This is a genomic window from Candidatus Methylomirabilota bacterium, from assembly GCA_036002485.1.
Taxonomy (GTDB): Bacteria; Methylomirabilota; Methylomirabilia; order Rokubacteriales; family CSP1-6; genus AR37.
The window spans coordinates 1-11,229 of the sequence record DASYTI010000083.1 but is presented as its reverse complement, the minus strand read 5'-3'; the positions used below and the strand labels follow the sequence as shown (position 1 = coordinate 11,229).

At 67.0% G+C, this 11,229-nt stretch carries 12 protein-coding genes; 3 read left to right on the top strand and 9 right to left on the bottom strand.

Going from position 1 to position 11,229, the window contains the following annotated elements:
• Together VGT00_08505 and VGT00_08500 are read right to left on the bottom strand one after the other, a co-directional pair.
• The coding region (locus VGT00_08505) for an NAD+ synthase (GenBank protein HEV8531444.1) at positions 1–1,694 on the bottom strand (1,694 nt) is incomplete at its 3' end.
• 10 nt (positions 1,695–1,704) lie between these two features.
• Positions 1,705–2,607, bottom strand: a complete 903-nt coding sequence (locus VGT00_08500) for an EamA family transporter (GenBank protein HEV8531443.1) — start codon at positions 2,605–2,607, stop codon at positions 1,705–1,707.
• Positions 2,608–2,635: 28 nt separating this feature from the next.
• Here VGT00_08500 and VGT00_08495 point away from each other — a divergent pair, with 28 nt between their 5' ends.
• Both VGT00_08495 and VGT00_08490 read left to right on the top strand, forming a co-directional pair.
• The gene (locus VGT00_08495; GenBank protein ID HEV8531442.1) at positions 2,636–2,824 is read left to right on the top strand and encodes a hypothetical protein; all 189 of its coding nucleotides are present in this window, start codon (positions 2,636–2,638) and stop codon (positions 2,822–2,824) included.
• A 3-nt stretch (positions 2,825–2,827) separates the two neighbouring features.
• Positions 2,828–3,724 (top strand): CHAD domain-containing protein, encoded by an 897-nt coding sequence (locus tag VGT00_08490; GenBank protein HEV8531441.1) that lies wholly within the window; start codon positions 2,828–2,830, stop codon positions 3,722–3,724.
• Between the two features lie 27 nt (positions 3,725–3,751).
• On the opposite strand, the gene VGT00_08485 is transcribed toward VGT00_08490, so the two are convergent.
• Positions 3,752–3,955, bottom strand: coding sequence for a hypothetical protein (locus tag VGT00_08485; GenBank protein HEV8531440.1), 204 nt, complete (start codon positions 3,953–3,955; stop codon positions 3,752–3,754).
• A gap of 121 nt (positions 3,956–4,076) precedes the next feature.
• On the opposite strand from VGT00_08485, the gene VGT00_08480 reads away from it, so the two are divergent.
• Complete coding sequence (locus VGT00_08480) at positions 4,077–4,496, top strand: NUDIX hydrolase (GenBank protein ID HEV8531439.1); 420 nt, start codon at positions 4,077–4,079, stop codon at positions 4,494–4,496.
• Here VGT00_08480 and VGT00_08475 read toward each other — a convergent pair.
• The 6 genes from VGT00_08475 to VGT00_08450 form a co-directional block, all read right to left on the bottom strand.
• Positions 4,483–5,514 (bottom strand): TIGR00730 family Rossman fold protein, encoded by a 1,032-nt coding sequence (locus VGT00_08475; protein HEV8531438.1) that lies wholly within the window; start codon positions 5,512–5,514, stop codon positions 4,483–4,485. The two genes, VGT00_08480 and VGT00_08475, sit on opposite strands and share 14 nt — an antisense overlap.
• A 23-nt stretch (positions 5,515–5,537) precedes the next feature.
• Entirely contained in the window at positions 5,538–6,194 is a 657-nt protein-coding gene (gene phoU / locus VGT00_08470; GenBank protein ID HEV8531437.1) for a phosphate signaling complex protein PhoU, read from the bottom strand.
• A gap of 20 nt (positions 6,195–6,214) precedes the next feature.
• Positions 6,215–6,976: a phosphate ABC transporter ATP-binding protein PstB gene (gene pstB / locus VGT00_08465; protein ID HEV8531436.1), complete on the bottom strand. Its 762-nt coding sequence runs from the start codon at positions 6,974–6,976 to the stop codon at positions 6,215–6,217.
• A gap of 80 nt (positions 6,977–7,056) precedes the next feature.
• Positions 7,057–8,667: a phosphate ABC transporter permease PstA gene (gene pstA / locus VGT00_08460; GenBank protein ID HEV8531435.1), complete on the bottom strand. Its 1,611-nt coding sequence runs from the start codon at positions 8,665–8,667 to the stop codon at positions 7,057–7,059.
• Positions 8,664–10,955, bottom strand: coding sequence for an ABC transporter permease (locus tag VGT00_08455; protein ID HEV8531434.1), 2,292 nt, complete (start codon positions 10,953–10,955; stop codon positions 8,664–8,666). Before VGT00_08455 ends, pstA begins: the two co-directional genes overlap by 4 nt.
• 1 nt (position 10,956) lies before the next feature.
• Positions 10,957–11,229 (bottom strand): phosphate-binding protein (locus tag VGT00_08450; protein ID HEV8531433.1); only part of this gene is annotated, 273 nt, incomplete at its 5' end.

The window sequence follows — 11,229 nt, the reverse complement described above, 5'->3', positions numbered from 1 at the left end:
GGGAGGCGCCAGTCTTTGCCGAAGGCGCGCGGGGTGATCTTGATGCCGATGGCGCCCTGGCGACGCTTGTACTCGTTGCGGTCCACCATCGCGATGACGCGCTTGACGGTCTGGGCGTCGAAGCCGCGCGCCACGATATCGGCCACCCCCTGGTCGCCCTCGACATAGCACTCGAGGATGGCATCCAGCACCGGGTACGGAGGCAGGGTGTCCTGATCGGTCTGGTCCGGGCGCAGCTCCGCCGAAGGCGGCCGGGTGAACACCGTCTCGGGAATGAGCTCCCGTCCCGCGCGCGCACTGGCGTGCTCGCTCAACTTGTAGACGAGGGTCTTCGGGCAGTCCTTGATGACCGCGAAGCCCCCCGCCATGTCGCCGTAGAGCGTCGTGTAGCCGACGGCGATCTCGCTCTTGTTGCCGGTATTGAGCACGAGCCATCCGAACTTGTTCGACAGGGCCATCAGGTAATTGCCCCGGATGCGCGCCTGGAGGTTCTCCTCCGTCACGTCTTCCTTGAGCCCCTTGAAGGCTCCCGCCAGGGAGCGCTTGTAGGCCTTGAGCACGCCCGTGATGGGCACGCGCAGCATGTCGATGCCGAGGTTCTTGGCCAGCCGCGCGGCATCCCGCCGCGTCCCCACCGAAGAAAAGGGCGACGGCATGGTGACGCCCGTGACATTGGCCGCCCCCAGCGCATCCACGGCGATGGCGGCGACGAGGGTGGAGTCGATCCCGCCGCTCAGCCCGATGACCACGTGCTTGTAGCCGATCTTCGTGACGTAGTCGCGGGTGCCGAGCACGAGGGCCTGGTAGATCTCCTCCACGGGCTCGAGGGCCTGGATCTCGTGGGCGGGCGGCTTGGGCTTCTCGCGGGCGGGCAGCGGGGGCAGCGAGATGCGCGTCGGCCCCGCCGCGCGAAGCTTCTCCTTGCGCCGCCGCGAGTCGTGCAGGCGCGCGCGGAAGACCTCGTCGAGATCGAGGTCCGCCACGACGAGGTCTTCCTCGAAGGCTCGGCCGCGCGCGATCCGCTCCCCCTTCTCGTTGAAGATGAAAGACTGGCCGTCGAAGACCAATTCGTCCTGCCCGCCCACCGTGTTGACGAAAGCCAGGCACACCAGGTCGTCGGCGGCCCGGGTGGCCAGCATCTTCTCGCGGAACTGGGCCTTGCCCGCGTGATAGGGCGAGGCGTTGATCGTCACCACGAGCTCGGCCCCCGCCAGGGCCTGCAGAGTGGTGGGGCCCGTCGGATACCAGATGTCTTCGCAGATATTGGCCGCGAGCACCGTGTTACCCACGGCGAAGACGGGCGCCTCGGTGCCGGACTGAAAGTAGCGGTTCTCGTCGAAGACGCCATAGTTCGGCAGGTACTGCTTGTGATAGGTGCCCACGTGCCGGCCGTCGTGGAGGACGGCCGCGGCATTGAAGATGTCGTCACGCTTGTCGACGTACCCGAGCACCGCCGTGATGCCCCGGCTCTGCCTCGCCACATCCTCGAGCGCTCTCAGATTGGCCTCGATGAACGCGGTCTTGAAGAGCAGGTCCTCGGGCGGATAGCCGGTCAGCGCGAGCTCGGGGAAGGCCACCAGATCGCAGCCGGCCGCGCGGGCGCGCTCCATCCCGTCGAGGACGAGCCGCGCATTGGCCTCGATGGCGCCCACCGTCGGGTTGATCTGCGCCAGCCCCACGCGGATCCGTCTCATGGCGCCTATTCTAGCCTATGGAGCCCCTTTGGGCTCGCTTGGCGCGGACGGCCGTGTGGACGCCGGCCAGAATGAGGATGCCGCCCGCCACGGTGTACGCGGTGAGCGCCTCGTGGAGCGCCACCACTCCCAGAAGAGCGCCGGCCAATGGCTGGATGTTGACGAAGATGGCCAGGCGCGGCGCTTCCACCCGCTCCAGTCCCCAGTTCCACAGCAGGTATCCCAGCGCGGTGATCACCAACCCGAGGTAGAGCGTGCCGAGGATGGTGGTCCCTGTCCACAGGGGCCGGTCGCCCGCCACCCACTCGGCCACCGTGAAGGGCACCATCACGACCAGCCCCCAGAGAATCGACCAGGCCGTCACGGGAACCGCTTTGTGCCGCGCGAGCACGTCGCGGCCGAAGAGCGAATAGCCGGCATAGGCCAGCCCCGAGAGGACGAGAAGCAGGTCGCCTCGCCAGTGGGGGGCAATGGCCACGCTGGCCCCGGGTATCCCGTTCAGCACCACGACGGTGGCGCCCACCACGGTCAGGAGGGCGCCCACGCCTTCGCGGCGGGTGAGGTGCTCACCCAGCACGAGGGGAGAGAGAAGGATAAGCGAGACGGGCTCGACGGTGATGAGAAGCGCAGCATTGGTGGCCGTGGAGAACCGGAGACCCCAGTTGCCAAAGGCGAAGGCGCCCGCGAAGCCGCAGAGCCCCATCCAGAAGATGTTCCACTTATCGGCGCGCGAGAGCCGCACGTCATCTCGCCGCTGCGCCAGGGCCAGGGGGACGAGGACGAGCGAGCCGATGGCGAGCCGGAAGAACGAGAGGGTGGCCGGCCCCATGTGCTCGAGGACCACGCGGCTGACGGCATAGCTCGAGCCGTAAACGATGTTGGCCAGGATGAGGACGACGTACGCCGTCGGCACCGCGACATCTTACGGTAGAATGCCCGCGATGCCGTCCAAGATCCCCTGGCTGCCCTCCTCGATTCAGCCAGGCCAGAAGGTGGAGCGCTGCCCGCGGTGCGGCGCCCAGGCCTTCTTCCCCTGGACTCTCCGGCGCGATTTGAAGACCATGACCCTCGTCCGGACCTGGGTGTGCACGGAGTGCCAGGTAACCGAGGAGCGCCCCGAAGCGGAGTAGCGCATGCGACAAGCTCGTCCCCTCAAGAGCTCCAGCGTCGCGGCCCGCAGCCCGGCCCGTGACCACATCCTGGTCCTGATGCACGAGCAGCTCGAGGCGATTCGAGCGCATGAGCCCGGCACGAGAGCCGGGATCGACCCCGAACAGCTCCACCGGATGCGCACGGCGGTCCGACGGCTCCGCGCCATCTTGGGGGCGGCCCGGGAGATGTTCGATCCCGAGTGGGTCGGCGGGCTCCGGAGCGAGCTCGACTGGCTCGGCACCCTCCTCGGCGATCTCCGAGACCTCGATGTCTTCCGGCAGCACCTTCGCGCCGAGCTGTCCTCACTGAAGTCAGCTGGACGCGTGGAGGGCCGTGCGCTCCTCGACCGTCTGGACGACCAGCGGACTCACGCGCGGGCCAATCTCATCGCCGCGCTCGACGGGCCGCGCTATGCGAAGCTCCTCGATCGGCTGGAGAAGTCCATCCAGCATCCCCGGGTAGTGGACGCGGGGGTTTCCCTGCCCGCCATCGCGGCCGTGCAGTTCAAGAAGCTTCGCAAGGCAGTCAAGGCTCTGCCCAAGAGGCCGAGCGACGATGACCTGCATGCCGTGCGGATCAAGGTCAAACGCGCCCGCTACGCCGCCGAGCTGGCAGAGGCCATGGTTGGGCAGCCCGCCAAGCGATTCGTGGCCAGGGCCAAGAAGGTGCAGGACATCCTGGGAGAGCACCAGGATGCCGCGGTGGCCGAGGAGCGCCTCCGCGCCCTCGTCGGCCGCCACGGCGGCCGTCCGGAGCAATTGCTCGCGGGGAAGCTCGTGACGCGGCAGCAGGCCCGTCGTCAGGCGGCGCAGATGGACTTCTTCGAGCAGTGGCCGAAGCTCAAGCGGCGAGGGAACAAGGTCTGGAAGGCAGAGTGACGGTCGAGCACCCGAGGGTGGCCGAGCTCATACCTGAACCAGCGCCACATTGTGGGCGGCCAGCCATCCCGCGGCTTTCGCCCAGCCGTGCGGCTCCTCAACCTTCCACGCCTGGACGGCCTGCGAGGGAATGACGATGTAAGGGAGCCGGTCTCGCACCACCGCTTCGATCATGCGCGCCAGGTCAGACCGCGATGTCCGCAACTCGGTCAGGAGCTCGTCCGTGGTCACGATCCCTCCGTGGACGAGAGCCTAGCGCGGGGGTGTTGCCGCAGCCTTGCCGTTCTGTGAAGAAACCGTGGCGGCGCCGGAAAGCTAGGTCGGAGCGCGTCCCACATTGCATACTGGCGGCATGAGCAGCCGGGGTGTCGTGCACGCAGCGGGCGGAGTCATCTCACGGCAGGGCGAGCGGGGTGACATCGAGGTGCTGCTCATCCACCGGCCACGCCGGGAGGACTGGACCTTCCCCAAGGGAAAGCTCGAGGTCGGGGAAACGCACGAGGCGTGCGCGCTACGCGAGGTCGAGGAGGAGACGGGGCTCCGGTGTGTGCTGGGGCGTGAGTTCGCCACCACCTCCCACGAGGACGGCAAGGGTCGGCTCAAGATCGTCCGCTACTGGATGATGGATCCGGCCGGAGGCGTGGCCGAGCCTCGGAACGAAGTTGACGGTGTCCGCTGGGCTTCCTTCGAGGAGGCGGCGAGCCTCCTCACGTACTCGCGCGATCGCGAGCTCTTGGCCGCCTTCTTCGGTCAGGCCGCTAGGTCGCGTTGACGAAGTCGATGAGCTGACGGAGGCGGGAGAATCCGCTCCGGTTGAAGGGCAGCACGAGACGCGGCAGCTCGGGGAATTCCCCGCGCTCGCCGGGGAGGGGGCTGGCCACCTGCTCCACGGGGCCCTTCAGGATGTCGGAGAAACGGAGCGAGATGTCGCCGAGGACGGGCTGAGCGAGCGGGCGACGCAGGCGCAGGGCGAGGTGGTCGCCCACATAGCGGTGCGAGTGGAAGACTCGGTAGAAGCGCTCGATCTCGCCCACCGCCTCCTCCACGCTATCGGTGATCCGGAACAGCGACATATCCTCCGGCGAGATCAGCCCCTGATCGGCCATCTGCTCCTGGACGAATTCACCCCAGCGCCGCCAGTACCGGCCGCCCGGCGCATCGATGAGCACCACGGGCACCATCTCCGTCTTGCCGGTCTGGATGAGGGTCAGCGCCTCGAAGGCCTCGTCGCCCGTGCCGAACCCTCCGGGGAAGAACGCCATGGCCCATGCCTCGCGGACCAGGAAGAACTTGCGCGTGAAGAAGTATTTGAAGGAGATGAGCTTGGGGTCATCGGCGATCCAGGGATTGGCGTCCTGCTCAAAGGGCAAGCGAATGTTCATGCCGAATGACCGCTCGCGTCCCGCTCCCTCTTGCGCGGCACCCATGACGCCGCTGCCCGCCCCCGTGATGACCATCCAGCCGTCATCGGCCATGCGCCGGCCGAAAGATCGCGCCTGCTCGGACACGGAGTGATCAGCGGGCGTGCGCGCAGAACCGAAGACCGTCACCTTCGGCACCTCGCGATAGGGGGCAAAGACTTTGAAGCCGTATCGGAGCTCTTTCAGGGCGGCGCTGGCGATCTTGAGGTCGGCGATCTGCGCCTTGTCCTCGAAGGTCTTGAGGACGGTGGTGAGCATCTCGGTGTGATAGCGCCAGGTCTCCCCGGGCACCCGCAGATGCTCGAGAAGGGCGTCGATTTGCCGATTGGCTTGCTCGTCCTGGAGCTGGTAGCGCCTCTCTCTGCTCACCAGTTCAGCATACACCTACCCCATCAGGCGAGCGTATGCCGGACCATCTTGGCGTCGACCAGGTAGATGACCATCTCCGCGATATTGGTCGCGTGGTCGGCCACGCGCTCCATGAAGCGCGAGATGAGAATGAGCCGGATGGCCCTGGGAATGGTCTTCGGGTCCTCCATCATGAAGGTCAGGAGCTCGCGGAAGAGCTGCTCCTTGAGCGCATCCACGTCCGCATCCTCGGCGCAGACCTTGCGGGCGAGCGCGGTGTCCCGCGCCACGAAGGCGTCCAGGCTCTCCTTGACCATGGCCTGGGCCTTCTCGGCCATGCGCGGCAGGTCGATGTAGGGCTTGAGCTGGGGCTGCCGGTTCAGCTCGAGCACGCGCTGGGCGATATTGACGGCCTGGTCGCCGATCCGCTCGAGGTCGGTGACGATTTTCATGGCCGTGGTGATGAAGCGGAGATCTCCCGCCGTGGGCTGATGCAAGGCGAGCAGGCTGACGCAGGTCTCGTCCACCTCGACATCGTAGGCGTTGACCTGCTGGTCCCGGTCGATGACTTCCTGGGCCAGGGCATCGTCCCGCTCCAGCAAGGCGCGCATCACGCGGCGGATCTGGTCCTCGACCAGCCCGCCCATGGCGAGCAGCGTCTGCTTGAGTGCCTCCAGCTCTTCGTGGAAATGCCTTTGCATGGCGGCCTCCGGGCTCGCGTCTAGCCGAACCGGCCGGTGATGTAGTCTTCCGTCTTCTTGTTCTTCGGATTGGTGAAGAGCTCCCGCGTCACCCCGAACTCCACCAGCTCGCCCAGGAGCATGAAGCCCGTGTAATCGCTCACCCTCGCGGCCTGCTGCATGTTGTGGGTGACGATCACGATGCTATAGCTGTTCTTGAGCTCGAGCATCAGATCCTCGATCTTCGCGGTCGCGATAGGGTCCAGGGCCGAGCAGGGCTCGTCCATGAGCAGCACGTCCGGCTCGACGGCGATGGCGCGGGCGATGCAGAGGCGCTGCTGCTGCCCCCCCGACAATCCGAGGGCGGACTCGTGAAGCCGGTCGTGGACCTCGTCCCAGAGGGCGGCATTCCGCAGGCTCCGCTCCACGATCCCCTCGAGGTCCGTGCGGTTGTTCATGCCCAGGATGCGCGGGCCATAGGCCACGTTCTCGAAGATGGACTTGGGGAAGGGATTCGACTTCTGGAACACCATGCCCACGCGCTTGCGCAGGTTCGTCACGTCCTGGCTCGCGTCGTAAATGTCCGTGCCTCCGATCCGGATGCTCCCCGTGATCCTGACGCCGTCCACGAGGTCGTTCATCCGGTTGAGGCAACGCAGCAGGGTGGACTTGCCGCAGCCCGAGGGACCGATATAGGCCGTGATCCGGTGCTTGGGCATGGACATGGTCACGTCCGTGAGCGCCTGCTTCAGCCCGTACCAGAGGTTGACCTGCTCGATCTCCACCATCGGGGTCTCCATCATGGCCCCGTGGGTGGCCGGCGGGTGAAGGCCCGCGGTGACGCTGACGGATCCGGGCATGGCTCTCTCCTTATCTCCCCATTCTAAACGGCGGAGGTCGCGTATTTCCGGCGCAGCCGGTTGCGGGTCGCGATCGCGAACAGGTTGAGGAGGACGACGATGGCCAGGAGGAGCAAGGTCGTCGCGAACACCATGGGGCGCGCCGCATCCACGTTCGGCGACTGGAAGCCCGTATCGTAGATCTGGAAGCCCAGGTGCATGAACTTGCGCTCGAAGTGCAAGAAGGGCCACTGCCCGTCGATGGGCAGCGAGGGCGCGAGCTTGACCACGCCGGTGATCATGAGGGGGGCCACCTCACCCGCGGCCCGGGCCATGGCCAGGATCAGTCCGGTCAGGATCGAGGGCATCACGGCGGGCAGCACGACCCGCAGCGCGGTCTCGAGCTTGGTCGCGGACAGGGCGAGGGAGGCCTCGCGCATCCCGCCGGGAATGGCCGCGAGCCCTTCCTCGGTGGCCACGATGACCACGGGCACGGTCAGAAGGGCCAGGGTCAGCGAGGCCCAGAGAATGCCGCCGGTGCCGAACGTCGGGGTGGGCAGGGCCTCGGCGAAGAAGAGGCGGTCGATGAAGCCCCCCACGCCGTAGATGAAGAACCCGAGGCCGAAGACCCCGAACACGATGGACGGCACGCCCGCCAAGTTATTGACGGCGATGCGCACGATGGACACGAAGGTCCCCTGTCTGGCGTACTCACGGAGATAGAAGGCCGCGAGCACGCCGAGCGGCGTCACCACGATGCTCATCAGGATGACCATGAGGATGGTGCCGAAGATCGCCGGGAACACGCCGCCTTCGGTATTGGCCTCGCGGGGCTCGCCGGCCACGAACTCCCAGAGATGGCCGAGGTAGTAGCCCGTCTTGCCAAGGAGTCCCATGGTGTTCGGGAAGCGGATGTCGAGCACCTGGGCGAGGGGCAGATCCTTCTCCTTGCCTCCGTCCCCCGTCACCAACATGGTCTCCGTCTGGCTCTTCCGCAGCTCGGCCAGGCGCGCCGTCTGGGCCTGGTACTGCGCCTGGAGCGGCGCGAGCTGCTTCTGCAGCGCCTCGAACTCCCGCCCCGAGGTGATGCCCTTCACCTCGAGCCCCTTGAGCTTGAGCCGGAGCGCCTCCTGGCGCGCGTTGATCGCGCCGATCTCGCCCTTTTCGATGGCTCGGATCGCCCGTCGCACGCGGCCACTCTCCCCCAGGCGCTTCTGGACCTCGGCCCAGGCGGCCGGACCGACCGCGATGACCTTGCTCCCGTCCCGCACTTCCTTGATCGTCCCGATCAGAAGGCCCCATTCGGTCCGTTCGATCACGGCCGTGTCCGGCGGGTATTCGCGTTTGGCGACCTTCGCTTCGTCCACCCACTGGAAATCGGCGCCGTAGAGATCGCGGTTGGCGACCTTGAGCTTTATGCGGTGCTCGTCCCGCTTGCCCGGCACCGCCTCGCGGTCCACGAGCTGCCCGGTCATGACGGTGCCATCGGAGAGGGTCAGCCGCACGACCGCCTTCGGCCAGAAGAAGCCCATGCCGTTGTACACGATCAGGGTGATGAGACCCACGACGAGCAGGAGGGCGAGGGTCAGGGCTCCGCCCGTGAGCCATACGAACGGCTCCCCGCCATTCCAAACACCCTTGTGGCGAGCGCTCATAGGTAGCGGTACTTCTTCCTGAGCTTGAGCCGGACCATCTCCGCCGCCGTGTTCAGCACGAAGGTCATGCAAAAGAGCAGGAAGGCCGAGAGAAAGAGCACACGGTAGAGGGTTCCGCCGTCCGGTGCCTCGGGCAGCTCGACGGCGATATTGGCCGACATGGCGCGAAACCCGCTGAACATGTTCCAGTCCATGATGGGCGTATTGCCCGTCGCCATCAGGACGATCATGGTCTCGCCCACGGCGCGGCCCAGACCGATCATGACGGCCGAGAACATGCCGGGGCTTCCCGTGGGCAGCACGATCCTGATCGCCGTCTGCCAGCGCGTGGCTCCCAGGGCCAGCGATCCTGCCCGGAGGTGGCCGGGCACATTGGAGAGCGAATCCTCGGCGATGGTGAAGATGATCGGGATGACCGCGATACCCATGGCCACGCCCACCACCAGCGAGTTGCGCTGGTCATAGGTCAGGCCGAGCGCCGAGAGGACCCAGCCGCGGTAGTTGCCCTGCATGAGGAACGTCTCCACGAGTCCGCCCGCGGCCAGGGCCAGCCCCACGCCTCCGAGCACGACCGGGATGAGGAGAAAGGCCTCGGTCCCCGTCTTGAAGAGGCCGCGGATCCGCAAAGGAACGAGGCGCCAGAGGCCGTAGGCGGCCAGGATCACCACGGGCAGCACGAGGGGCATCAGGAAGAGCCCGGGCACGATGGGCTCGAGCACGGGGGCCAGCCACAGACCGGCCAGGAAGCCCAGGACCACGCTGGGCAGCGCGGCCATGATCTCGACCACGGGCTTGACGTACGCCTTCACCGACGGATGCATGAACTCGCTCACGTAGAGCGCGGCCAGGAGCGCCATGGGAACGGCGAAGAGGAGGGCGTAGAGCGTGCCCTTGATCGTCCCGAAGATGAGCGGGGTCAAGCTCATCTTCGACTCGAAGTCATCGGTGCCGCCCGTGGACTGCCACACCCAGGCCGGCTGCGAGTAGCCCTCGTACCAGACCTTGCCGAAGAGTGTTTTCAACGTGATCTCGGGATGCGGGTTGTCGACCCTCCACTGGCTGAGCTTCCCCTTGCCGTCCTCGGCCAGCACCGCGTCGTTCTTGGGGGCGATACTCAGCGCCGCCAGTCCCGGCACCTCGCTCTTGACGCGCAGGAGAGTCTTGCCGGAGGTGCCGTACGACATGTGGATATGCCCCGCCCCGTCAGCGGTCGCGAAGCTCTTGTCCCGCTTCGAAGCCGTCATGGCCACCACGGGTCCAGCGTGGGGCGCGAACTCGTAGATCCGCGTGAGACGCTTCTCGCCGCCGCCGGGGGGCGGCACGACCTGCCAGGTGCTGACCCCGCCTTGCCCGTCCCCGACCATCAGCGTCCGGTCCCCGAGGAGGAACCCGAGCGCCGTCACGGGCGCACCGGGTTTGCTCGTGACGGCAGTCGTCTCGACGAGCTTCGGCCCGGAGGGCTCCTTCATGTCGTAGCGGAGGACATTCCCCTGGCTCGTGCCGATGAAGAGATCCTCGCCGCGCCCGTCCAGACTCAGCGCCGTGATCTCGCCCGAGAGATCGGGCGTGAAGGCCTGGATCGACTCTTCGCGGCGAGCGCCGCCAATCAGCGCCTTCTTCTCAACCACGCTCTGGACGACGAGGTCCGCGGGCCCGACCTGCGCGACGGTCACGCCACCCGCGTCCGCGACTCCCAAAGCGAGACGGCGCACGGCCCGCTTCTTCTCAGGGTCGAGAGCCATGGCCGGCCCGAAGGAGGGAGCCGGCACCACGGCCCGCTTGGCGTCCTTGAAGGTGACATCGAACTTCATGTCGAGCGGTATCGCACGCCCATCCGAGGTGCCGACGAGCAGGCGCATCTTGCCGACCGCGGCTACCGAGGCGACGGTGGCGCCATTCAAGCCCGGCACGGCGAGGGGCGGAGGGGACAGGCCTCCCTTGAGTGAGACAAACTCGAGGTTGCCGGGGCCCGTGAGCGTGAAGGCGATCTCCCGGTACTCGTCGACCCCGACGGCGTCTCCCGCGGCCGGGCCGGGCCCGCCGGCCGACGCGGCATAGGTCCCCACGAGGGTCGCCGTGGCCGGCTTGAACAGCGGATAGACCTCGGCGGCGATGACGAAAAGGATGGCGAGGATGCACGCGATGATGACGATGCCGCCCACCACCACGAGCCGCGAGGCCCAGCGGTCGACGAGGATGCGACGTTCCGTGCGGGCGCGGCTGACGACGAGCGGGCGGGCCGGGGAGGCTGGCCCGCCCGCCGGAAAAGTCTCGCTGTTGATGGCCACGCTATTGAATCTTCGCCAGCTCTTCCTTCGCGATGGTGGCAGGGATCGGGAAGTAGCCGTCCTTGATCACGCCTTCCTGCCCTTCCTTGGAGACGATCACCTTCACGAATTCCCGCGTGAGGGGATCGAGCGCCTTGCCCGGCGCCTTGTTGATGTAGACGAAGAGGAAGCGCGCCATCGGATAGGCCCCGGAGTACGAGTTGTCGGCGGTGGCCTCCACGCACTTGCCGCCGTCCTTCTCGCTGAGCGGCACCGGCCGCACCCCGGCGGTGGC